The following is a 24,749-nucleotide window of genomic DNA, read 5'->3' on the forward strand; positions in this document are numbered from 1 at the left end:
ACTTGCCCTTGATCGATACCAGCACCTTCTGGAACGACAGTCAGAACCTGGACACGTGGCCGGTACTCACGGATACCCCGCACGATGCACTGATTTTCAAGACCGGTGGCTCGACCAGCCAGGGAAAACGGGTGGTGTACACCCATGACGAATGGCAGCAGATGGTCCGCACGTTCGGTCAAGGCCTGGCGGCGCAGCTGAGCGCTGGCGACCGGGTAGCCAACCTGTTTTTTGCCGGGGACTTGTACGCCGGTTTTCTGTTTATTCACGCGTCATTGGCGCATGTCGGCGTCCCTGTTGCCGAGTTCCCCTTTACCGGCGAGGTCGACCCGACAACCCTCGCGCAGGCCATCGGCGAACATCGCATCAATGTGCTGGCGGGTGTTCCCGCGCAGTTGCTGCGATTCGGTGCCTGGCTCGGGGAACAGCGGATCGTCCTGCCGCAGGTCACGACGGTGCTGTATGGCGGTGAAAGCCTGTTCGCTGCGCAGTTACCGATCCTTGAGCGGGTGTTCCCTAATGCCCGCATTGCCTCGGTGGGTTACGCCTGCGTCGATGCCGGGCTGGTGGGTGCCAGCACCCGCGATTGCGGGTTGGGTGAACACCGGGCCTTTGACGGACACACCCACGTGGAGATTGTCGATGAACAGACCGGCGAAGTGATCGATGAGTGTGATCGCGCCGGCCCTGCTGGTAATCAGCAATCTGACGCGCCGGCTCATGCCGATGCTGCGCTATCCGGTCGGTGACCGTGCGTGCTGGCGTGAACCCTCGGGGAGCGCCCGACGCAAATTCGCCTTGCAGGGTCGCAGCGCACAGAGCCAGCGGGTGCGCGTCGGGATCGCCTCGCTGCTTGCAGACGAAATCAGCGAGATCGTTCAACGGCTGACGGGAAGCTTGCAATGGCAAGTGGTCATCCAGAGCGATGGCCACAAGGACCGCATCACCTTGAAATGGGCCGGCAACACGGATACCACGCCTGCCGTCGATCTGGCGCTGCGTGACACGCTGATTCATCACGATGCGGCGATCCGCCGGATGGTCGACGATGCTCAGCTCGAGGTTGAAGTGCTGCGGTGTTCCGCGACCGCTTTGCAGCTTCACCCCCGTAGCGGTAAGCACCTGCCGTTCCTGGACCTGCGCCAGTACACCGCTAAACCGCTCGAGCGTACGCCATGAACACACTCAGGCTTCGCCGCTTCCGGCACGTGGATGCGGCGCCGGTGAGTGACCTGTTCCGTCAGGTTTACGGCCCGCGTTATGTGCAACCCGATGTGTATTTTCCCAACATGATCAGCCAGCACAACGCGAGCGGTCATTGGTACTCACTGTTGGCGGTGGATGGCGACACGGTGGTCGGCCATGCCGCGCTGTGCCGCGATCCACTTGACCCGGCGCACGCGGAGCTGGCGTTGATCCTGGTTCACCCCGACGCGCAAGGCCGGCACATCGCGACCCAACTCGGGCGTGAGCTGCTGCGCCGCTCATCTCGACTGGGGCTGGAAATCGTCTCGATCAAGCAAGTCACCAGCCATCCATTTAGCCAGAAAATGGCCGGCACCCTCGGGTTTCACAGCACCGGGCTGCTGCCCGACTACGTGCCCTCACCCTTCGGCAACCCGCATCAGGAAACCATCGTGCTGGGCTATGCGATGGTCAATGGGCATGCCCGACCGCTTCCGCCCCTGCACTGGCCTGATCGCTATCAGGCCTTGGGTGAGCGGTTGGCCGAGGCATTCGGGATGTGCGCGGCGGTTGCGCAACGGCCAGCCCGGCCGTTGCAGGTTTGTCAGCACCATGAACGCATTGAGTTGACCGTCCAGAACCTGCGCTCACAGACGATCGATCAACTGCGGCGGTTGCCTGAGCACTGGCTGGTTTCCCTCAGGCTTGAGCTTTCCCGGCGGTTCAGCCAACAGCTGGAAGCACTGTCATTGGCAGGCTTTGTGTTTACCGGCCTGATGCCCGCGAGCCAGGGTTGGTTCGCGTTGTTTCATCGAGGCGCCAGGCACCAACCGCTGAAGCTGTGCTGTACGCACATGCAACGGCTGCATGACGACGTGCAAGCGGTAGCTGCACACCGGGAAACACATCACGCGCCGTCAGCCGCCTGAATCCGGGCGGCGGAAACCGATGTCAGGTTCTGCGCACAGCGCCGCCAACCAATCGACAAACACCCTCACCCGCTGGGACAACTGGCGATGAGGGGGATACAACGCCGTCAGGGGCAACCCTGGCGGCGGCATTTCCTTGAGCAGTTCGCACAAGCTGCCCTCACGCAACTGCCGCGCAACATGGTAGTAAGGCGTTTGCACCAGACCGTACCCGGCTTCGCACGCCGCCAGGTAACCATCGGCGCTGTTGACGGACACCTGTTTGGGCAGGTCGAACAAGCGCAGTTGTGATTCGACCAGAAACTCCAGACCGTACCGCTTACCTGTGGTGTTGGAGAAATACTCAACCATCTGATGCCCTGCCAAGTCGTCCAGGCAACGCGGAATGCCCCGCGCTTGCAAGTAGGCAGGACTGGCACACGTGACCTGATCCAGGATGACCAACGGCCGGGCCACCAACGAGTCGTCGAGTACCGGCCCGCCCCGCACCACGCAATCGACACCCTCGCGAATCAAATCCACGGGGCGGTCATTGAGGCCGATCTCCAACCGGATCAGCGGATAGCGAGCCGTGAACCCTGGCAGCGCCGCCATGATCACGGAGCGCCCGGTCGAGAACACCGCCTCGGTTTCATCCAGGTCCGCCAACAGCCGAACGCAGCGCTCATAGTAGGCGGCCCCGTCGAGGGTCGGATTCACCTGCCGCGTGGTGCGTTGCAACAGCTGCACACCCAGGTGCGCTTCAAGCTGCTTGATCAGGATGGTCACCGAAGCGCGCGGCAGTTGCAGACTGTCAGCAGCCTTGGCGAAACCGCCCAGCTCGACAATTCGCGTGAACACACGCATGGCGTTAAACCGATCCATGGATTGATTTGCTCGTTGATTATTTAGAAATTACAAACAGTGATAGTGCTTTTAGCCGGTTTATCCTGCGTTTGTCGAGCGTCACACTGCGCACCTCATCTTAAGGAGCTCACTGCAATGCACACTCGTCAACTGGGTAAAAACGGTCCACAAGTTTCCGCCATCGGCCTGGGCTGCATGGGTATGAGCGATTTCTACACCACCGGTACCGACACTACCGAGGCCATCGCAACCCTGCACCGGGCGCTGGAAATGGGCATCACGCTGCTGGATACCGCCGACATGTACGGCCCGCACACCAATGAAGAACTGATTGGCAAAGCCATCGTCGGCAAGCGCGACCAGGTGTTCCTGGCGAGCAAGTTCGGCATCGTCCGCGACCCGCAGAACCCCGGTGGACGCGGCATCAATGGCCGCCCGGAATACATTCGCGCCTCGATTGACGGCACCCTGAAACGCCTGGGTATCGACACCCTGGATTTGTATTACCAGCACCGGATCGACCCCGAAGTCGCCATCGAGGAAACCGTTGGCGCGATGGCCGAGCTGGTCACGGCCGGCAAGGTGCGTTATCTGGGCTTGAGCGAAGCGTCGGCGCAAACCCTGGAGCGGGCGCACAAGGTTCACCCCATCAGTGCGTTGCAAAGCGAGTATTCGTTGTGGAGCCGCGATCAGGAGCACAACGGCTGCCTTGCGACGTGCCAGCGCCTAGGCGTGGCCTTCGTGCCTTACAGCCCTTTGGGCCGGGGCTTTCTGACCGGTGCATTGAAAAGTCCCGACGACTTTGCCGCAGACGATTACCGACGCTTCAACCCGCGCTTTCAGGGGGAGAATTTCGCCAGGAACCTGCTACTGGTCAAGCAAGTACAAGCGTTGGCCGCAGAGAAAGGCGTGACGGCCGGGCAATTGGCGCTGGCCTGGGTACTGGCGCAAGGCGACTACCTGATCCCGATTCCCGGCACCAAGCAACGTACGTATCTGGAGGAAAACATTGCTGCGCTGGACGTTGTATTGAGCAGCGCCGAGTTGCAGGCACTGGAGGCGATTTTTCCAGAAGATGCCGCTGCGGGTCTGCGCTACCCGCAAGAGGTCATGGAAATGCTCAATCAATAGCACCACTGTGCATGGGCCCGCATCGGGCCCATGCCATTGAACATCAAACGACGCTTTTGATGCCTTTAGTGTTCGGTGGTGCGGTGGTGCCATTGCCCTTGCCGTATTCGAACAGGTTCTGCAGTACGTAAATGGCTTTCTTGTACTCGGGAATCAAGCCGTTGGCGTACTTGTTGCCCTTCAGGTTATTGCTCTGGATCGTGTCCAGTTGCGTGGCGAAATACTCCAGCGCATTGAATTTTTCGTCTTCTTTCTGAATGCCGAAACGGTCGAACTTGTCACCGGCGTTCATCAGCGTCAGGTACGTCACATCGGTGATCAGGCCTTGCCCTTTCAAAAAGGCGCTCATGCTGCCCAGTTGCTTGGGGGTGACACTTTGCGGATCGAAACCCTTGACGTTTCTATGCAGCTTCAGGGCATCCATCTTGGCCGTATCCAGCGCTGCCGGATTGTTACCCACCAGGGTCAACATCTGCCGCAGCTTGGCGCTCTGGCTGACCTGCTTGCCCGCGTTAGGACTTTCACGAACCAATAGGCCGGCCTTGCTGGTCCAGCCTCCAACGTTGCCGATGGTCATGACCTGGCTCCTGTTATTTGCATGTGGAAGACACAAGTCATTCGTTGCTGACATCCCTGTAGGGTGCGCATGAAAAATCCTTGTTGAGTCGATGTATGTGCCTCAAGTATCGGCAGGGCCCCGACCCTCTCCAACAAATATTTCCGCTTTTTACAATTTTCGTACATTTACGATACAAATCCACAACGCCCCGGTTTTACTAGCCAAAACAATTGTTTAACAAACCAGCGAGGGCCTCTGAAAACCCTTTGTGACGGGTTTTATACGATTTGCTGATGAGGTTTTCCGGCAAACCAACGCTGTGACCAACCGGTCGTCTGTCAGCGACCGAATCTTGCACGCTCGTACTAAAGGCGTGCTTTCCCGGGCCGATAACGTCTCAAAGCTCCGACACTTCAAGCGTCGAATAACAAGAACGCTCCACAAGGACAGGCCCATGCCCGCATTGCGCACGATTCAAGCCCGCTACACCTCGTTTCTGGTCCTGTTTATCCTGGTGCTGTTCGGGTTGACCGTGGCCGGCATCAGCCAGTTGGTGGCCCCCAAGCTGCGGCACACCGAAGAACAGGTGGTGCTGAACCGCATTGGTGAAGTGGCACAACAGATCCAGGGCGAACTGAACAAGGTTCAGGCGCAGCAACGCACTATCACCCAAACCATTCCACTGCTCGACAGCACCACCATTGATACGGTGCTGCCCGGCCTGGTGGATCAGTACGGCGAGCTCAAGGTGTTCGGCGGCGGTATCTGGCCGCTGCCCGGCCAGCGTGAGGCTGGGCGCAACAAGTTCAGCACCTTCTGGCACCGCGATGCCTCGGGCAAACTGGCGGTCAACACCTTCTGGAACAGTGACGCCGCGCCCAACTACTACGACCAGGCCTGGTACAAGGGCGGCATGCAAACGCCCCGTGGCCAATGCGCCTGGGCTGCCGCCTATAAAGATGACGCCAGTGCCGAACCCCGCACCAACTGCGCCATGGCGATCACTCGCGATGGCGTGCCGTACGGGGTGTCGACCATCGACGTGACCCTGGGCTTCTTCAACGATCTGGTCGCGCGCAAGGAAAAAGACCTGGGCGCCGAAATGCTGATCGTCGAGGCCGACGGCAAGATCATCAGCAACAGCTCGCGCATCAACGGCCCGATCGTGCTGAAAAACATCAGCGACCTCGCCGCCAGCTCAGCGCTTGCCGCCCAGGTGAAGACAGCGCTGGGCCGCCGCGACGCCACATTGCAGCGGGTCGAGTTTGACAATCAGGGCGTGGCGAATACCTTCTTCATGCGCCCCATCGAAGGCACGCCATGGTTCCTCGCCACTGCCTTGCCGACCCAACTCATCACCGCCCAACGTGACGATGTACTCGGTACGCTGAGCCTGTTGCAGATCCCGATGGTGATCCTGCTGGTGCTGTTGCAGATGTATGCAATACGCCAGTTGATCCAGCGCATGACCGCCCTGAAAGCCAACATCGATGCGCTGTCGGCCGGCGACGCCGACCTGACCCGACGCATCACCATCCGCGCCGAAGATGAACTGGGCGCCATCGGTCACTCGGTCAACACCTTCATCGCCTACCTGCAAAGCATGATCGGCGAAGTCACCCAGGCCACCGGGGCCATGGCCTCCAGCCTGGAAAAACTCCAGCAGACGTCAGCCCAGACCAACCAGATCCTGGTGCGCCACGCCAGCGAAACCGACCAGACCGTCACCGCCATCACCGAAATGAGTTCCACCGCCGACAGCGTTGCCGAGAATGCCGCCGAAACCGCCGCTTTCACCCAGCGCGCCAACGAACACGCCGACCGCTCGCGGGTGGTGGTCGGGGAAGCGTCCAGCAGCGTGATTGCCCTGATCGACGAAGTCGCCAGCGCCACGCACAAGGTCGAAAGCATGCAGCAGGATGCCCAGCGCATTACCGAAATCCTTGGGGTGATCGGGGCGATTGCCGGGCAAACCAACCTGCTGGCGTTGAACGCAGCGATTGAAGCAGCCCGGGCCGGTGAACAAGGGCGCGGTTTTGCGGTGGTCGCCGACGAGGTCCGCGCCCTCGCCGCCCGCACCCAGGACAGCACCTCGCAAATCAATGAAATGCTCAGCCGCCTGACCCAGGGTGTCAGTTCCTCGGTGACCGCCATGGAAAACACCCAGGCCAGTTGCCAATCCGCTGCCGACGCCACGGCACGGGTTAACGCCGGGCTGGATGAAATGGCCGGCTCCGTCAGCCACATCAACAGCCTGAGCACCCAGATCGCCACGGCCGCCGAACAACAGAGCGCCGTGACCGAAGAGATCAACCGCAGCATGGTGCAGATCCGCCACATGGTCGATGAACTGGTGCAAAGCGGCCACGCGACCGAGCTCAATACCCGCCAACTGCTCGAAGCCAACGGCCGGGTCAGCTCGATCATGGGGCGCTTCAAGGTGCGTTGAGCCTGTGGCTGACAAATCTGTAATCCGCGCCTCAGTTTCCTGACAGCGCCCACGGAATAAGGTCCCGTCACTCCTGAATCATCAGGCCTGACGGGACTTTTTCGTTATGCACGTCACACCTTCAAGACGCACCTTCATCAAGGGTCTGGCCGCCGGCAGCCTGCTGGCCGGGGTCGGGCTGTGGCACCCGCCCGCGTGGGCGCTCAAAGGCACGGGCCAGCCGCTGGCGTTGCGCGGCACCGAGTTTGATCTGTGGATCGGCGAATCGCCGGTCAACTTCACCGGCGCGGCACGCACCGCGATGACCATCAACGGCGGCCTGCCCGGGCCGTTGTTACGCTGGCGCGAAGGCGACACGGTGACGATCCGCGTGCGCAACCGCTTGCAGCAAGACACCTCGATCCACTGGCACGGGATCATCCTGCCGGCCAACATGGACGGTGTGCCAGGCTTGAGTTTCCAGGGCATCGCCCCGGACGGCCTCTACGAGTACCGCTTCACGCTCCGGCAAAACGGCACTTACTGGTATCACAGCCACTCCGGCCTCCAGGAGCAGGCCGGGGTGTATGGCCCGCTGGTCATCGACGCCCGCGAACCCGAACCTTTCCAGTACGACCGCGACTACGTGGTGATGCTCAGCGACTGGAGCGACCAGGCGCCCGACCAGTTGATGCGCACCTTGAAAAAACAGTCCGACTACTACAACCGCCACAAGCGCACGGTCGGCGACTTCATTACAGACGTCAGCCGCGACGGCTGGAGCGCCACCGTCGCCAATCGCACGATGTGGGCTGAAATGAACATGAGCCCCACGGACCTGGCCGACGTCAGCGGCCAGACCTACACCTACCTGATGAACGGCCAGTCACCCGCGAGCAACTGGACTGGTCTGTTCAAGCCCGGCGAAAAACTGCGGCTGCGGCTGATCAACGGCTCGGCCATGAGCTATTTCGACCTGCGCATCCCCGGCCTGAAAATGACCGTGGTCGCGGCCGACGGGCAATACGTGCAACCCGTGAGCGTCGATGAGCTGCGCATTGCGGTCGCCGAAACGTACGACGTGATTGTCGAACCGGGAAGCCAGGCGGCCTACACCCTGTTCGCCCAGTCCATGGACCGCAGCGGCTACGCTCGCGGCACGTTGAGCCTGAGCGAAGGCTTGCAGGCAGCGATTCCCGCGCTCGACCCACGGCCCTTGATCAGCATGGCCGACATGGGCATGGACCACGGAAACATGAGCACCATGCCGACCATGGACCACAGCCAGATGGCGGGCATGGATCACGGCAGCATGGCCGCCATGGGCGGCTCGATGCAGGCCCACCCGGCGTCCGAAACCGACAACCCGCTGGTGGACATGCAGACCATGAGCCCCAGCGCCAAACTCGGCGACCCCGGCATTGGCCTGCGCGATAACGGTCGACGCGTGCTCACCTATGCCGACCTCAAAAGCACCTTCGCCGACCCGGACGGCCGCGAGCCCTCGCGCACGATCGAGCTGCACCTCACCGGGCACATGGAGAAATTCGCCTGGTCGTTTGACGGCATCAAGTTCAGCGACGCCGAACCCTTGCGCCTGACTTACGGCGAGCGGCTGCGCATCACCCTGGTCAACGACACCATGATGACCCACCCGATTCACCTGCACGGCCTGTGGAGTGACCTGGAGGACGAAAACGGCCGTTTCCAGGTGCGCAAACACACCATCGACATGCCGCCCGGCACCCGCCGCAGTTACCGGGTCACGGCCGATGCCCTTGGGCGCTGGGCCTATCACTGCCATTTGCTGTTCCACATGGAGATGGGGATGTTTCGTGAAGTGCGCGTGGATGAACCGGGGAGCCCGTCATGAACCGTCATCTGTTGCTGACCGCTGGGTTGGGGCTCTACATGGCGTCGGCGCAGTCCGCCGAAACCCTGGACCATTCCAGCATGGGGCATGCGCCAATGCCTGGTATGGACCACAGCCAGATGAATGGCATGGATCACTCGACAATGGCACCGTCAGAGAGCCGCACACCGATTCCGGTCCTCACCGACGCCGACCGTCGCGCCGCATTCCCGCCGGTGTCCGGGCATGGCGTGCACGACAAGGCGATCAACAGCTTTCTGCTGGTCGATCAACTGGAGTATCAGGACGCTCGCTCGGGCAGTGCTTTGAATTGGGACATCAGTGGCTGGATCGGCGGTGACATCGACCGCCTCTGGTTGCGCTCCGAAGGTGAGCGCGGCAACGGCACCACCGAAAAAGCCGAAGCCCAGGCACTCTGGGGCCATGCACTGGGTCCATGGTGGGATGGGGTCATCGGGATTCGTCAGGACTTCAAACCAGGCGCGCCGCAAACCTGGGCAGCCTTCGGCCTTCAAGGCATGGCGCTGTATAACTTTGAAACACAAGCAACCTTTTTTGTCGGCGAAAGGGGGCAAAATGCGCTCCGGCTGGAAGGCGACTACGACATCCTGCTGACCAACCGGCTGATTCTTCAGCCGACCGCCGAGGTCAATGCCTACACCCGCAACGACCCTGAACGCGGTATCGGTTCCGGGTTGGCGAACACTGAAGCCGGTGTACGCCTGCGCTACGAAATCGTCCCGCAGTTTGCGCCGTACATTGGCGTGAGCTGGAGCCGTTCATACGGCAACACGGCGGATTACGCCCGCGAGGATGGTGACGACACCCACGAAGCACGGTTCGTCGCCGGCATCCGGCTGTGGTTCTGACCCCAACAACGATCGACAAGAGACTTCCCATGCGAAACACACTGCGTCTGGCTGCCCTTGGCGCCCTGTTCATCAGCTCCATGGCCCAGGCGGCCGACCTGATCCCCATCGACGTGCACCGCGACGCGAATTGCGGTTGCTGCAAAAGCTGGATTTCACACCTGGAAGCCAACGGTTTCAAGGTCATCGACCACGTCGAACCCGACATGAGCGCCGTCAAGCAGCGCCTTGGCGTGGCACCACGTCTGGCCTCGTGCCACACCGGCGTGATCAACGGCAAATTCGTTGAAGGCCACGTGCCGGCCGAACAGGTGCTGGCCCTGAGCAAACGCCAGGACCTGCTGGGCGTAGCCGTACCGGGCATGCCAACGGGTTCGCCGGGCATGGAAATGGGCGGCCAGGTCGACGCTTACCAAGTGATTGGCTTGAGAACCAATGGCACCGATGAAGTGATTGCCGACTACCCGGCCCGGTAATGCTCACGGGTTACCTCGGGTTGTTCCTGGCGGCATTCGGCGCCGCGACCCTGTTGCCATTGCAGTCCGAGGCGCTGTTGGTCGGCTTGCTGCTGAGCGACCGGTATTGGCTTTGGACGTTACTGGCCATCGCCACCCTGGGCAATGTCCTCGGCTCGTTGCTGAACTGGTGGCTGGGGCATAGCGTCGAGCGCTTCAAGGGGCGCCGCTGGTTCCCGGTCAGCCCCCGGCACCTGGACAAGGCCCGAGGGCATTACCAACGCTACGGGCACTGGTCGTTATGGCTGAGCTGGGTGCCGATCATCGGTGACCCCCTCACCGTGATTGCCGGGGTGATGCGCGAACCGCTCGCACGCTTTCTGTTGATCGTGACCCTGGCCAAGGGCGCCCGCTACGGGGTGCTGGCGCTGATGACGCTGGGCTGGATGAGTTAAACGCCTGAGACGGATCACGGCCCTTCTTAATCCCCCCCTAATCAGGTCGCACCAGCATCGGGCCTTTCGACACGGAGTCACCAATGCCTAAATTACATCCCTTGTGGCTGCTGTTGCTGTCTGCTGCCCTGCCAACCATCGTCCATGCCGACGGCCCCTCATACGGTCCGCAATTGCAAGGCTTCGACTACCCCTACCCCATTCAAAATTTTGCCTTTGAGTCCCAGGGAAAGCCCTTGGAAATGGGCTTCATGGACGTTCCTCCCAGTGCCAAGGCCAACGGGCGCAGCATCGTGCTGATGCACGGTAAAAACTTTTGCGCTGCCACATGGGAGGGTTCAATCAACGCCTTGAGTGCCGCCGGTTATCGGGTGATCGCACCGGACCAGATCGGTTTTTGCACCTCCAGCAAACCGGACAACTATCAGTACAGTTTTCAGCAACTGGCCACCAACACCCATGACCTTCTCAGAAAACTGGGCATTCAAAAAGCCACGCTGCTGGGCCATTCCACGGGTGGCATGCTTGCCACCCGTTACGCCTTGCAATACCCCGAACAAGTTGAGCAACTGGCGTTGGTCAACCCCATCGGCCCTGGAGGACTGGAAAGCCCTCGGCGTGCCTTACCGAACCGTCGACCAATGGTACGCGCGTGAACTCACGCTGACCGCCGAGAACATTCGCGACTATGAACGCAACACTTATTACGCGGGTCACTGGCGGCCGGAGTTTGACCGCTGGGTAGACATGCTCGCCGGGTTGAGCAAAGGCCCGGGCCGTACTCAAGTGGCGTGGAACTCGGCCCTGATCTACGACATGATCTTCACCCAGCCGGTGTTCTACGAATTCAAGCATCTGAAAACACCGACCCTGTTGTTAATCGGCACCGCCGACACCACCGCCATCAGCAAAGACATTGCCCCACCCGAGGTGAAGGCGAAAATCGGTCGCTACGATGTGCTTGGCAAGCAGGTCGCCCAGCTCATTCCAAGGTCCACCCTGATAGAGTTCCCGGGGCTGGGGCATGCGCCACAGATGGAGGAGCCCACCCGATTCCATCAAGCCTTGCTCGGCTGGCTGAACAAGAGCAATCAGACCCCCTGAGAGGTGGACGCATGGCGGGCAACCACTGCGCCCGCTCACCAGAACCGACCAAGTGGTCAAACCCAAGGAGCATCAGTCGGCCTCGCGCACAAAAAGGGTGCGAGGCCGTTTTTTCCTCGCGCCATTGCCAGGCACCCTACTCCCTCTTTTCGCCCCCGTGCGCACTCAAAAGAGCCCTTCGTCGGTGCGCATCTACCCGTACACCCCACGAAAACAGCCACACAAAACCGATTGTCGAACAATTCGTCAATCCGCCCTGCCCCGCTCTAGGTTCTGGCCTAGACTGAGTTTCGCGAGGGAAAACCGGTCAGTCATCTGCCTTGAAAAAACTCGAAACTTTTCGCTCAAGCGACGAGTCAGGTTAAAGGTGGAGCGGTGTCGACTGGTGCAATCCTTGCAATGGCTCCTCCACCCTTTCTGCTTCAACGCATTGGGCAGCCCTTGCTCTTCTTTGCGTAGCGCTATTGCGTCTGGCCACCGGAATTGGCCATCGGGTCCGCGGGTGCTAAAGCAGAAACAGATCAATAAAACGGGAGAGACTCATGATCAGTGCCGCTTTGGAAGTTCAGGGAGCGCGTTCTCAATCGCAGGCCAGTGCCGCCACCTCGATGACGGTGCTGACCCCGGGTGCGAAGCCGGTACTGCCAGTCTCCAGCCAGAATCCGAACAAGAAAAAAGTCTTGTTCGTGACCTCGGAAATCGCCGACCTGGTGAAGACCGGTGGCTTGGGTGACGTCTGCGCGGCACTGCCTCGGGCAATGGCGCATTTGCATGATGTGCGGGTGTTGATCCCCGGTTACCCGCAAGTGCTGCACAGCGAAAACCCGATCCACATCATCGGCGAACTCGGCGGCCACGCGGCGTTGCCACCCTGCAAGATCGGGCGCATGGACATGCCCGACGGCCTGGTGATTTACGTACTGATCTGCCCGGAACTGTACGAGCGCGAGGGTTCGCCTTATGGCGCCAATAACGGTCGCGACTGGCCGGATAACCATATCCGTTTCGCCCGGCTGGGGCTCGCCGCCGCCGACATTGCCGCCAACCTGGCCCATCTCCATTGGTGCCCGGATCTGGTGCATGCCCACGACTGGCCCGCCGGCCTCGCGCCGGCCTATATGCACTGGCGCGGGCAGCGCACACCCACGCTGTTCACCATTCATAACCTCGCCTATCAGGGCGTGGTCAGCCTGGCTTCCTGCCCGGAGTTGGGCATCCCCGAACATGCCCTGCAACAGGAAGGCATGGAGTTCTACGGCAAGCTGTCCTTTCTCAAGGCCGGCATGGCCTATGCCAGTCATATCACCACGGTCAGCGCCACGTACGCGCAGGAAATCACCACCCCGGCCTTCGGCTGCGGCCTCGACGGTTTCCTCGCCAGCAAAACCCAGCAAGGCCTGCTCAGCGGCATTCCCAATGGCATTGACGACAGCTGGGATGCGGCCACCGATCCGCACCTGGTCTGCCCGTTCAGCATTGGCGACTGGGACGGCAAAGCGGTCAACGCGGCCCACGTTCGCCAGTTGTTCGGCCTGAAGGACTCCAAGGGGCCGCTGTTTGCCGTGGTCTCGCGGCTGGTCTACCAGAAAGGCCTGGACCTGACCGAGGCCGTCGCCGCCTTCATCGTCGCCTCGGGCGGTCAGATCGCAATCATCGGGCGCGGCGAACCGGAGGAAGAACAGGCCATGCGCGCCCTCGCCTTGCGTTTCCCCGGCCAGGTCGGCGTGCGCATCGGCTTCAACGAAACCGACGCTCGACGCATGTTCGCCGGCAGCGATTTTTTGCTGATGCCCTCGCGTTATGAACCCTGTGGCCTGAGCCAGATGTATGCGCAGCGCTTCGGCTCGCTGCCGGTGGCGCGCAACACCGGAGGTCTGGCCGACACCATTGAAAACGGCGTCACCGGGTTTCTCTTCGACGAATCGACGGTCCAGAGCTACGAGCAAGCCCTGCGCCGCGCCTTCAAGGTATTCGCCTTCCCGGGGCTGCTCAACGCCATGCGTTGCCGTGCCATGGCCGCGCCGTTCAACTGGTGCAAGGCCGTCGAACCCTATGCCGAACTCTACGAACAACTGGTGGCCAAGGCGCTGGGCAAGTCGGCCAAAGTGTAAGAGGACTTCCCGGATGCCATTACGGACGCTGGACACCTGGCCTCACGGCGCCGTCATGCGGGATGCCGAGCACACGCGTTTTGCGCTGTGGGCGCCGGACGCGTTCTACGTCAGCGTAGAACTCGATGACGGCCGCTCATTGCCGTTACTGCCCCAGGCCGAGGGCTGGTTCGTGCTCGAAGTCCGCTGCCCGGCCGGGACACGCTACCGCTACAACATCGACGGCGAACAGGACGTTCCCGACCCGGCATCCCGTGCCCAGGCCACTGACCTGGGGTCACCCAGCGTGGTGGTCGACCCTCTGGCCTATCGCTGGCAGCACCGCAACTGGCAAGGCCGCCCCTGGCACGAAGCGGTGATCTACGAACTGCATGTGGGCGCGCTCGGTGGGTTCAGCGCGGTGGAACAACACTTGCCACGGCTGGCCGAACTGGGGATCACGGCCATCGAGTTGATGCCGCTGGCGCAGTTCCCCGGCGAACGCAATTGGGGCTATGACGGCGTGCTGCCCTATGCCCCTCAAGCCTCCTATGGCACGCCCGAGCAACTCAAACACCTGATCGACGCGGCGCATGGTCAGGGCCTGGCGGTGATTCTGGATGTGGTCTACAACCACTTCGGCCCGGACGGCAACTACCTGCCTCACTACGCCAGTCGTTTCTTTCACGAAGACAAACACACACCGTGGGGCGCCGCCATCGACTTCCGTCGCCGCGAGGTGCGGGACTTCTTCATTGATAACGCACTGATGTGGCTGCTCGAATACCGCTTCGACGGCCTGCGGCTGGACGCGGTGCATGCCATCGACGATCCGGACTTTCTTCAAGAGCTTGGCCAGCAAGTGCGGCAACAGGTCGATCCGGCCCGGCATGTGTGGCTCACTCTGGAAAACGAGCACAACCAGGCCCGCCTGTTAGAGCAAGGCTTCGACGCGCAGTGGAACGACGATGGCCATAACGCTTTGCACGTGCTGCTGACCGGTGAAACCGACGCCTACTACAGCGACTTTGCCGAGCAGCCGACGCAAAAACTCGCCCGCTGCCTGAGCCAGGGCTTTATCTATCAGGGAGAGCCCAACCGCCATGGCCGGCCACGGGGAGAGCCTAGCGCACACTTGCCGCCGAGTGCTTTTGTGCTGTTCTTGCAAAACCACGATCAGATCGGCAACCGCGCCTTCGGTGAGCGCCTCAACCGGCTGACACCGCCCCAGGCCTTGCACGCCGCAACGGTCCTGCTGTTGCTGTCACCGATGATTCCTTTGATGTTCATGGGTGATGAGTTGGCGGCCGAGCAACCCTTCCTGTTCTTTACCAGCCACCACGGCGAACTCGCCGATCAGGTCCGCGAAGGACGACGCAACGAATTCGCGGCCTTCAACGCATTCGCCGATGAGCAACAGCGCCTGCGAATCCCCGATCCCAATGCTCTCCAAACCTTCCACGCCTCACAACCGAAACTGACCGCCGCCGATGAATCGGCGCAGCGCGCCACCTATGAGCTGCACCAGCACCTGCTGGAAATCCGCCATCGGCACATCATGCCGCACCTGCCGGGCGCCCAGGCATTGAGCGCCGACGTACTGGCCGAGGGCGCGCTCAGTGCCCGTTGGCGCTTGGGCGATGGCAGCGTGTTGCGCATCGACCTCAACCTCAGTTCCCAACCGGTTACTTACGCTGCGGCCGCCGCCCCGTTGCTCTTCGAATACCCACCGCAAACCGGCACGCTGTTGCAAACAGGCACCCTCGCCCCTTATTGCGCGCTCGTCAGCCTCACGCCGGTCGCGCCCTTGCACCTCACCTCTGGAGAGCGCCGATGAGCGATGCCCAACTGGAAATTCTCGCCAGCCAAGCAGGCCTGGCCGTTGACTGGATCGATGCCAATGGTCGCCCGCAGAAAGTCGCTGCATCGGTATTGCGGGCTGTCCTGAACGGTCTCGGTCACCCGGCGGGCACCGCTCAGGAGATCGACGCCAGCCTGTTGCAACTGCAAGAAAACCAACAACGCAGCCACCTGCCGCCGTTGATGACCGTCGATGTCGGCGTGGGGCCTGGACCTGGCCCGTTACTTTTCAGCTGAAACACCCTGCGAGATTCATCTTGAAGACGGTGCCGTCCTCAGCCTCAAACTCGACGCCCACGCCGTGTTGCCGGGGCTGATCCCGGTGGGTTATCAGCACGTCAGCATCGATGGGCTCCAGTTCACCCTCGCCGTGGCGCCGGCCCATTGCCACAGCGTGGCCCACGCGGTCGACAGCCCCACACCCAGGGCGTGGGGCTTGAGCGTGCAGGTGTATTCCCTGCGCCGTCCCGGTGACGGCGGCTTTGGCGACACTCTGGCCCTGGAAAACCTCGTGCGGGTTGCCGGCGAGCGCGGTGCCGATGCCTTGGCCATCAGCCCGTTGCACGCGATGTTTGCCAATGACACTCATCACTACAGTCCGTACTCACCTTCCAGCCGCTTGTTCCTCAACAGCCTGTACGCCTCGCCCGGAGCGATTCTCGGTGAACGGGCGCTGCGCGCAGCGATTGACGCCACCGGCCTGGCTGAACCGCTGAAAGCCCTGGAGCAACTGCCGCTGATTGATTGGCCCGCTGCCGCCAAGGCCCGGCAACGCCTTCTGCAAGCCTTGTATGAAGGCTTTTGTCAGGGCGAGCACCCATTGCATGAAGACTTCAGCAGTTTTCGCCATGCCGGTGGCGAGGCGTTGGAAAACCATTGCCGCTTCGAAGCCTTGCAGGAAACCTGCGCGGCCCAGGGCGTGAGCCTGGATTGGCGCCAATGGCCGGCACACTGGCGTGACCCGCGCAGCAGCGCCCTGGCAGAGTTCGCCGAGCAAAATGCCGGGCGCATCGGTTTCCATGCCTTTTGCCAGTGGCTGATCACCCGCTGCCTGGAGCGCGCGCAAACAGCTGCGCGCAGCAGCGGCATGGGCATCGGCCTGATCGCGGACCTCGCGGTAGGCGCCGATGGCGGCGGCAGCCAGGCCTGGAGCCGACAGGACGAATTGCTTGCATCGCTGACCGTCGGTGCGCCACCGGACATCCTCAACCGTGCGGGTCAGGGCTGGGGGATTTCCGCGTTTTCCCCCGAAGGACTGGTGCGTAACGGTTTTCGGGCTTTCATTGAAATGCTGCGGGCCAATTTCGCCCATGCCGGGGGGCTGCGCATTGACCACGTCATGGGCCTGCAACGCTTGTGGGTAATCCCCAATGGTGCCCCCCCGAGCGACGGCGCGTACCTGTATTACCCGGTGGACGACTTGCTGCGGTTACTGACCCTCGAATCCCATCGGCATCAGGCCATCGTCCTCGGTGAAGACCTGGGCACCGTGCCCGAGGGCCTGCGGGAAAAGCTCAGTGCCCGCTCGATCCTCGGCATGCGCGTGTTGCTGTTCGAGCAGGACCACAACGTGCGTTTCAAGCCGATCCTCGACTGGCCGGACAACGCGCTGGCCACCACCAGCACCCACGACTTGCCCACGCTCAATGGCTGGTGGCATGGCCGTGATATCGACTGGAATGCCCGCCTCGGCCTGACCGATAGCCACGGCGAGCAGCAATGGCGCGAACACCGGCAACGTGAGCGCGAGGGCCTGCGTCGTGCCCTGAGCGAAGACCCGCAGAATTTTCGCGAAGAACGTCATGAAACCGATGAGGTGCTTGACGCCAGCGTCAGGTTCCTTGGCCACACCCGTGCACCTTTGGTGCTGCTGCCAATCGAAGATGCATTGGGCCTGGACGAGCAGGCCAACCTGCCGGGCACTCTCGACAGCCACCCCAACTGGCGCCGCCGCTTGCCCGCCCACAGCGAAACACTGCTGGATGAGCCCGACGCGGCACGGCGCCTGGAAATGCTCGCCTGCGCCAGACTTCAAGCGGCCGAGCGTGACCAATGAGCGACACGTTGCGGGCCACCGTACGCCTGCAATTTCACAAAGGTTTCACCCTCGACGACGCCATTCCCTGGGTGCCATACTTTGCCGAACTGGGCATCAGCCACCTCTATGCCTCGCCGTTACTGAGTGCCCGCGCCGGGTCGATGCACGGTTATGACGTGGTCGACCCGAGCACGGTCAACCCCGAACTGGGCGGGGAAGCCGCCCTGCGCCGGCTGGTCGCTACGCTGCGCGCGCAGGGCATGGGATTGATTCTGGACATTGTCTCCAACCACATGGCGGTCGGCGGCAGCGACAACCCCTGGTGGCTGGACTTGCTGGAATGGGGACGCCTGAGTCCCTTTGGCGAATGCTTCGACATTCAATGGCACTCCGCCGACCCGTTGCTCGAAGGCCAATTGCTGCTGCCGTTTCTGGGCAGCGATTACGGTGCGGCGTTGCAGCAAGGTACCTTGACCCTGCGTTTCGATCCTGGGCAAGGCGCGTTTTATGTCGAGCACTACGCGCATCGTTTCCCGATCTGCCCTGCCGATTACGCCGACCTGCTCAAGCCCACCGATGCACTGAGTGCCCCGCACGCCGAGTCACTCAAGTCCCTGGCCGAACACTTCGCCACCCTGAGCTACCAGACTGGCGCCCATGCACTGGCTGCTCCGTTGAAGCAGCAACTGTCGACGCTGGCGAGCGCCCCGCCAGTTGCTCAGGCCATCGCCCGGCAACTGGCGCTTTACGATTCGCGTCAGCCCGAAGGTTTCAGCCGGCTGCACAACCTGCTGGAGCGCCAGAGCTATCGGCTGGCCAGTTGGCGCACCGCCGCCGACGACATCAACTGGCGACGGTTCTTCGATGTCAACGAACTGGCTGGCTTGCGGGTCGAGCGGCCAACGGTGTTCGAGGCGACTCACGCGAAAATTTTCCAGTTGATCAGCGACGGACTGGTCGACGGGCTGCGCATCGACCACATCGATGGCCTGGCCGACCCTCGGGGCTACTGCCGCAAACTCAGGCGCCGGGTTGACGCGTTGTCGCCTTCGCGGCACCTGCCGATCTACCTCGAGAAGATCCTCGGCGAGGGCGAAACCCTGCGCCGCGACTGGCAGGTCGATGGCACCACCGGCTATGAATTCATGAACCAGGTGTCGCTGTTGCAGCACGACCCGCAGGGCGCACAAACGCTGGGCAGGCTCTGGAGCCAACTCAGTGAACGCCCCGCCGCGTTCGGCGAAGAAGCGCGATTGGCCCGCCAGCAAATCCTCAACGGCTCCCTGGCCGGCGACTTTGAGAGTGTTGCCCAGGCGCTGCTGCACGTCGCCCGCGATGACCTGATGAGTCGCGACCTGACCCTGGGCGCGATTCGCCGGGCGTTGCAGGAACTGGTGGTGCATTTCCCGGTGTACCGCACCTACATCGGCCCGTGCGGCCGCTCGCCCGACGACGACGCTGTTTTCCAGCAGGCCATGCATGGCGCCCGTGCAACCCTGAGCGAGGCCGATTGGCCGGTGCTCGATTACCTGGCGCAGTGGCTCGGCGGTCAGCCTTGGCGCAAGCAGCCACCGGGGCCTGCACGCAAACGGCTCAAACATGCCTGCGTGCGCTTTCAGCAACTGACCTCGCCCGCGGCGGCCAAAGCCGTGGAAGACACCGCGTTCTATCGCTCGGCGGCGCTGTTGTCGCGCAATGACGTGGGCTTCAACACCGAGCAGTTCAGCGCGCCACTGGCAGACTTTCATCACGCCTGTGCGCAACGCCTCGCAACGTATCCGGACAACCTGCTGGCCACGGCCACCCATGACCACAAACGTGGCGAAGACACGCGTGCGCGGCTGGCGGTGCTCAGCGAACGCAGTGCCTGGTACGCCGAACAGGTCGAACACTGGCGTCACCTGTCTTCGGGTTTGCGGGTTGATCCGCAGCTTCCCTCGGCCGGGGATGAGCTGATTCTCTATCAAGGCCTGCTCGGCAGCTGGCCGCCGGAATTGCGCACGGATGATGAAAAAGGCCTTGAAGCCTACGCCCGACGGATCTGGCAATGGCAACAAAAGGCCCTGCGCGAAGCCAAACTGGCCAGCAGTTGGAGCGCGCCTAACGATGCTTACGAGCACGCCACCGAGGTTTTTATCGAACGCCTGCTGCTGCGCACTGAAGGTCTGCCGCTGCGCACCGCCGTGCATCAGGCCGTGCAGGCAATCGCCGCGTGCGGTGCCTTGAACAGCCTGGCGCAAACCTTGCTGCGAATGACTGTGCCGGGGGTGCCGGACGTGTATCAGGGCACGGAATTCTGGGATTTCAGCCTGGTGGATCCGGACAATCGCCGGCCAGTGGACTTCAGCGCACGGCGAGCGGCGCTGGCCTCACCGGTGGACGTGCCCCGATTACTGACGAGCTGGCGTGACGGGCACCTCAAACAGGCGCTGATTGCGCAGGTTCTGAAGGTTCGTGCCACGCACGCGGCGCTGTTTCGTCATGGTGGTTATCGGCCCTTGGAAGTACTCGGCAGCCAGGCCCATCGGGTACTGGCCTTCGCCCGCGAATACCGTGAGCTACGGGCAATCGTGATCGTGCCGATTCGGGTCGCCGGGCTGCTGGAAAGCAGTGCCACACCCCAGGTAAATGCCCTGCACTGGAGCGATACACGAGTGACCCTACCGTTCGCCCCTTCCGGGGAAAAGCTGAAGGGACTTTTTTCAAGCAGTGCAGTCACACACCACAAGACGTTGCTGATTGGCGCTGCGCTGGGGGAGTTCCCGGTCAATCTCTTTATCCACACTTGAGTTCCGTTCAGGAGCATGCCGATGAGTACCGACGAAAAACGCGTTCGTGAATTTGCTTACCAAATCTGGGAATCCGAAGGCAAACCCGAAGGCCAGGAGGCCCGCCATTGGGAGATGGCCCACAAACTGGCAGAAGCCGAAGCCCTGGCCCCCAGCAAACCGTCAACAACCGGCACAGGCAAAGCCGCCCCCCGTAAAACCGCCGAGCCAAAGACCAAAGCCCGAACCAAGGCTGCGGCCGTTACGTCAGTCGTTGCAAAACCCGGTGAGAAAAGCGCCGAACCGAAAAAACCCCGCGCACCGCGCAAACCACCGGCCCGCTGACGACACACACCGATCCGACCTGAGATGAGCCGTGGCAAGCGCTTGCCACACAAGGCTCTTTCGCCCTCAAAAAGCCGCTCAGCACCGTGTCATTGCCCACTCTCGCCGCAGGAGCCTCTATGACCACGCCCAGTAAAGCCGCACCAGAGCCTCAGGCCGAAGCCTCGCGAATCCGTGAAGGTTTGCCCTTCCCGCTCGGTGCAACCTGGGATGGCCTGGGGGTCAATTTCGCGTTGTTTTCCGCCCACGCCACCAAGGTTGAACTGTGCCTGTTCGACGACACCGGCGAAGTGGAACTGGAGCGCATCGAGCTGCCGGAGTACACCGACGAAATTTTTCATGGCTACCTGCCGGACGCCCATCCGGGGCTGATCTACGGCTACCGGGTGTACGGCCCGTATGACCCGCAGAACGGCCACCGTTTCAACCACCACAAATTGCTCATCGACCCGTATGCCAAACAGTTGGTCGGCCAGTTGAAATGGTCCGAAGCGCTGTTCGGCTACACCATCGGCCATGCCGATGCCGACCTCAGCTTCGATGAACGCGACAGCGCGCCCTTCGTGCCCAAGTGCAAGGTCATCGACCCCGCACACACCTGGGGGCACGACCATCGCGTCAGCGTGCCATGGGACCGGACGATCATCTATGAGACCCATGTGCGCGGCATCAGCATGCTTCACCCCAGCGTGCCGGAAAACGTGCGCGGGACGTTCGCCGGGTTGATGGTCGATGACGTGCTGGAACACATCCGCAAACTCGGCGTGTCGTCGGTCCAATTGCTGCCCATTCATGCCTTCGTCAATGACCAGCATTTGCTGCACAAGGGCATGACCAATTACTGGGGCTACAACAGCATCGCGTTCTTTGCACCGGACCCGCGTTACCTGGCCAGCGGCAAGATCGCCGAGTTCAAGGAGATGGTCGCGCACCTGCACGAAGCCAACCTGGAGGTGATCCTTGACGTGGTCTACAACCACACCGCCGAAGGCAACGAGCAAGGCCCGACGCTGTCGATGCGCGGGATCGACAACGCCACTTACTATCGGCTGATGCCGGACGACAAACGCTTCTACATCAATGATTCCGGGACCGGCAACACCCTGGACCTGAGCCACCCGTGCGTGCTGCAAATGGTCACCGACTCGTTGCGCTACTGGGCCACAGAAATGCACGTCGACGGATTCCGCTTCGACCTCGCCACCATTCTGGGGCGTTACCACGATGGTTTTGACGAGCGCCACAGCTTCCTCGTGGCCTGCCGCCAGGACCCGGTCTTGCGGCAGGTAAAAATGATCGCCGAGCCCTGGGATTGCGGCCCGGGCGGTTATCAGGTCGGTGGTTTCCCACCCGGCTGGGTCGAATGGAACGACCGTTTCCGCGACACCGTGCGCGCATTCTGGAAAGGTGACGACGGCCAACTCGCCGACTTCGCCGGGCGCATGACGGCCTCCGGCGAGATGTTCAACCAGCGCGGTCGCCGCCCGTACTCGTCGATGAACTTCATCACCGCCCACGACGGCTTTACCCTCAACGATCTGGTCTCCTACAACGACAAACACAACGAAGCCAACGACGAAGACAATCAAGATGGCAGCAACAACAACCTGTCGTGGAACCACGGGGTGGAAGGCCCCACCGACGACCCGCAGATCAACGAACTGCGCCAGCGCCAGATGCGCAATTTCTTCGCCACCCTGCTCCTGGCCCAAGGCACGCCCATGCTGGTGGCCGGAGACGAGTTCGCCCGGACCCAGCACGGCAACAACAACGCCTACTGCCAGGACAGCGAAACCGGTTGGGTCAATTGGGACGTGAGTGATGACGGCAAGGCCTTGCTCAAGTTCGTCAAACGCCTGATCAAGCTGCGCCTGAACTACCCGATCCTGCGGCGCGGACGGTTCCTGGTGGGCAACTACAACGAAGACATCGGCGTCAAGGACGTGACCTGGCTGGCGCCTGGCGGTGAGGAGATGTCCACCGAACAATGGCAGGACGGCCACGGGCGCTGCCTGGGCATGTTGCTCGATGGCCGGGCGCAGGAAACCGGCATCCGTCGCAAAGGCGCGGACGCCACCTTGCTGCTGGTGGTCAACGCCCATCACGACATCGTCAGTTTCCGCCTGCCGGAAGTCCCCGACGGCGGCTTCTGGACCTGCATGATCGATACTCATCAGCCGTCGATTCGCGGCCAGGAACGCTTCGATTTCAATCACGAATACTTCGTGACCGGGCGCTCGTTGCTGCTGTTCGAATTGCAGCATGAGGATGACGACTGAGAGGGACGCCGATGAACGAATCGGTCAAAACGGCCGTTCTTGACGCTTGCGTCAACGTCAAGACAGAAACCGCCCAGCCCCTGTCGAGTCCGCGCATTTCTATCTGATACGGTGTTTTTTCTGATACCTGATCCGGTTTTTTCGTAAAAAACGTCAATGTGGCCGCGACGGATCGCGATGTATGGGCAATACTCTGCCCGCAGCAATCCAGGACAGGAGCGCTGCAAAGTGATATCAATTGGCCGTCATGGGATCTGTATCAGGAGGCTTTCAGGGCTCTCACGCATGATCGACGGCATGTCAGAACAAGGATGTGGTACTCATGAAATCCGTTTCCCTCGCCGAAGCCAGTCTGCCCACGCAGATATGGAACAACGCCCGACAGCTGGACGAAATCCCTTTCGTCAACATCGGTACGCTGATCCCCGCTGATGCCCGCGCCGTCGTCATTGCGCCTCATCCGGGCGACGAAGTCGTCACCTGTGGCGGCCTGCTGCAAGTGCTGTCGACACTTGGCCATCCCCTGCAACTGATCTCGATCACCGACGGCAGTGCCAGCCATCCGGGCTCGCACTTTTGGTCGGAGCAACGCCTGAGCGTGTTTCGCCCCCAGGAAAGTGTCGAAGCCCTGCGCCGCCTCGGCGTGCCGATGCACAGCCTGAAATGGATTCGCGGCGGTTTCACCGATAACGCCCTGGCTGAACATGAACATCAGTTGACCCAATTCATCGCCCGCTACTTGCGCCCCGGTGACGTGGTCTTCAGTACCTGGAGCGAAGACGGCAACGTTGACCATGACACGGTCGGGCGCGCCGCCGCCAAAGCGGCGAGCATGGTCGGTGCCAGCCTCCACGAAGTACCGCTGTGGGCCTGGCACTGGCCATTGCGTGAACAAGGGCTGATCCCTTGGCACCGGGCACGCAAGCTGCGCCTGGACACTTGGACCGTCGCACGCAAGCGCCACGCCACCCATGCCTACGCCAGCCAGTTGGAAGGCGAGCCGGAACTCGGTATCGCACCGACCTTGCCTCGGGTCGTCCTGGAGCGCATGCGCCTGCCGTATGAGATTGTGTTTGTGTAATACACAAACAAGCGCTTAGAGAATCCACAAAAAACAAACGCTTGTACCCGCTGAATTAACGGGACCGTCCATGAGCGGGCGTGTCGGGGCACGCCTCAAAGGCAGTTACGAAGTCAATGGCCTGGGCGTCGAGCCCTACGTGCGCACCAACCTGTGGCACACGGCGCTACAGCGCCAACGCGGTGACGCTGGATCAGGTCGATAAAATCAGCAGCAGTCGCAAATTCTCCACGGTGGAGTTGGGGCTCGGCCTGGTGGCGCGAGTTAGCCTGTACGTCAGCGCCGACTACAGCAGTGACGTGGATGACAACGACCTGAACGGCATCATTGGCAGCCTTGGGGTGCGGATGCGTTGGTGAAGGCAATCAACCGTGGCTCCTGCGGCTGTTGCCAGTGGAGCCACGCCCTCGGGCCACAAGGATAAATCGACGCCTACCTGTTAGTTCTTACAGTA

At 61.7% G+C, this 24,749-nt stretch carries 17 protein-coding genes and 3 pseudogenes; 18 read left to right on the forward strand and 2 right to left on the reverse strand.

The genetic code is table 11. From position 1 onward, the window contains the following. Positions 1-8: 8 nt before the first annotated feature. From AABM54_RS13725 to AABM54_RS13735, 3 genes are read left to right on the forward strand one after another with little or no spacing between them, the layout of a single operon-like run. Entirely contained in the window at positions 9-749 is a 741-nt protein-coding gene (locus AABM54_RS13725) for an AMP-binding protein (RefSeq protein ID WP_347900480.1), read from the forward strand. Next, positions 721-1,179, forward strand: coding sequence for a hypothetical protein (locus AABM54_RS13730; protein ID WP_347900482.1), 459 nt, complete (start codon positions 721-723; stop codon positions 1,177-1,179). Before AABM54_RS13725 ends, AABM54_RS13730 begins: the two co-directional genes overlap by 29 nt. Beyond that, the gene (locus tag AABM54_RS13735) at positions 1,176-2,114 is read left to right on the forward strand and encodes a GNAT family N-acetyltransferase (RefSeq protein WP_347900484.1); all 939 of its coding nucleotides are present in this window, start codon (positions 1,176-1,178) and stop codon (positions 2,112-2,114) included. The genes AABM54_RS13730 and AABM54_RS13735 overlap by 4 nt, the downstream gene beginning before the upstream one ends. On the opposite strand, the gene AABM54_RS13740 is transcribed toward AABM54_RS13735, so the two are convergent. Continuing rightward, on the reverse strand, positions 2,103-2,978 hold the full coding sequence (locus AABM54_RS13740; protein ID WP_347900486.1) for a LysR family transcriptional regulator: 876 nt from the start codon (positions 2,976-2,978) through the stop codon (positions 2,103-2,105). The genes AABM54_RS13735 and AABM54_RS13740 overlap by 12 nt on opposite strands. A gap of 117 nt (positions 2,979-3,095) precedes the next feature. Here AABM54_RS13740 and AABM54_RS13745 point away from each other — a divergent pair, with 117 nt between their 5' ends. Further along, complete coding sequence (locus tag AABM54_RS13745) at positions 3,096-4,091, forward strand: aldo/keto reductase (RefSeq protein ID WP_347900487.1); 996 nt, start codon at positions 3,096-3,098, stop codon at positions 4,089-4,091. Between the two features lie 43 nt (positions 4,092-4,134). On the opposite strand, the gene AABM54_RS13750 is transcribed toward AABM54_RS13745, so the two are convergent. Then, a complete protein-coding gene (locus AABM54_RS13750) occupies positions 4,135-4,668 on the reverse strand; it encodes a hypothetical protein (RefSeq protein WP_347900489.1) in 534 nt (177 codons plus the stop codon). A gap of 436 nt (positions 4,669-5,104) precedes the next feature. On the opposite strand from AABM54_RS13750, the gene AABM54_RS13755 reads away from it, so the two are divergent. The 14 genes and pseudogenes from AABM54_RS13755 to AABM54_RS13820 form a co-directional block, all read left to right on the forward strand. Then, entirely contained in the window at positions 5,105-7,099 is a 1,995-nt protein-coding gene (locus AABM54_RS13755) for a methyl-accepting chemotaxis protein (RefSeq protein WP_347900491.1), read from the forward strand. A 106-nt stretch (positions 7,100-7,205) separates the two neighbouring features. After that, the gene (locus tag AABM54_RS13760; RefSeq protein WP_347900493.1) at positions 7,206-8,951 is read left to right on the forward strand and encodes a copper resistance system multicopper oxidase; all 1,746 of its coding nucleotides are present in this window, start codon (positions 7,206-7,208) and stop codon (positions 8,949-8,951) included. Between the two features lie 38 nt (positions 8,952-8,989). Further along, the gene (locus AABM54_RS13765; RefSeq protein ID WP_347906198.1) at positions 8,990-9,820 is read left to right on the forward strand and encodes a copper resistance protein B; all 831 of its coding nucleotides are present in this window, start codon (positions 8,990-8,992) and stop codon (positions 9,818-9,820) included. 29 nt (positions 9,821-9,849) lie between these two features. After that, a complete protein-coding gene (locus AABM54_RS13770; protein WP_347900495.1) occupies positions 9,850-10,296 on the forward strand; it encodes a DUF411 domain-containing protein in 447 nt (148 codons plus the stop codon). Next, entirely contained in the window at positions 10,296-10,730 is a 435-nt protein-coding gene (locus tag AABM54_RS13775; protein ID WP_347900497.1) for a YqaA family protein, read from the forward strand. The genes AABM54_RS13770 and AABM54_RS13775 overlap by 1 nt, the downstream gene beginning before the upstream one ends. An 83-nt stretch (positions 10,731-10,813) precedes the next feature. Then, positions 10,814-11,834, forward strand: a pseudogene (locus AABM54_RS13780) (alpha/beta fold hydrolase). 542 nt (positions 11,835-12,376) lie between these two features. Next, the gene (gene glgA, locus AABM54_RS13785; protein WP_347900499.1) at positions 12,377-13,945 is read left to right on the forward strand and encodes a glycogen synthase GlgA; all 1,569 of its coding nucleotides are present in this window, start codon (positions 12,377-12,379) and stop codon (positions 13,943-13,945) included. Positions 13,946-13,958: 13 nt separating this feature from the next. Further along, positions 13,959-15,761: a malto-oligosyltrehalose trehalohydrolase gene (gene treZ, locus AABM54_RS13790; RefSeq protein ID WP_347900501.1), complete on the forward strand. Its 1,803-nt coding sequence runs from the start codon at positions 13,959-13,961 to the stop codon at positions 15,759-15,761. Beyond that, a pseudogene (gene malQ / locus AABM54_RS13795) lies at positions 15,758-17,840 on the forward strand (4-alpha-glucanotransferase). The gene treZ and the pseudogene malQ overlap by 4 nt, the downstream one beginning before the upstream one ends. Continuing rightward, entirely contained in the window at positions 17,837-20,611 is a 2,775-nt protein-coding gene (locus AABM54_RS13800; protein WP_347900502.1) for a malto-oligosyltrehalose synthase, read from the forward strand. The pseudogene malQ and the gene AABM54_RS13800 overlap by 4 nt, the downstream one beginning before the upstream one ends. A gap of 21 nt (positions 20,612-20,632) precedes the next feature. Then, on the forward strand, positions 20,633-20,935 hold the full coding sequence (locus tag AABM54_RS13805) for a DUF2934 domain-containing protein (RefSeq protein ID WP_347900503.1): 303 nt from the start codon (positions 20,633-20,635) through the stop codon (positions 20,933-20,935). 119 nt (positions 20,936-21,054) lie between these two features. Further along, entirely contained in the window at positions 21,055-23,214 is a 2,160-nt protein-coding gene (gene glgX / locus AABM54_RS13810) for a glycogen debranching protein GlgX (protein WP_347900505.1), read from the forward strand. 322 nt (positions 23,215-23,536) lie between these two features. After that, the gene (locus tag AABM54_RS13815) at positions 23,537-24,295 is read left to right on the forward strand and encodes a PIG-L family deacetylase (protein WP_347900507.1); all 759 of its coding nucleotides are present in this window, start codon (positions 23,537-23,539) and stop codon (positions 24,293-24,295) included. 67 nt (positions 24,296-24,362) lie between these two features. Further along, positions 24,363-24,654 (forward strand): annotated as a pseudogene (locus tag AABM54_RS13820) (autotransporter outer membrane beta-barrel domain-containing protein); the annotation flags it as partial. Positions 24,655-24,749: the final 95 nt, after the last annotated feature.

The organism is Pseudomonas purpurea, assembly GCF_039908635.1.
GTDB classification, from domain to species: Bacteria; Pseudomonadota; Gammaproteobacteria; order Pseudomonadales; family Pseudomonadaceae; genus Aquipseudomonas; species Aquipseudomonas purpurea.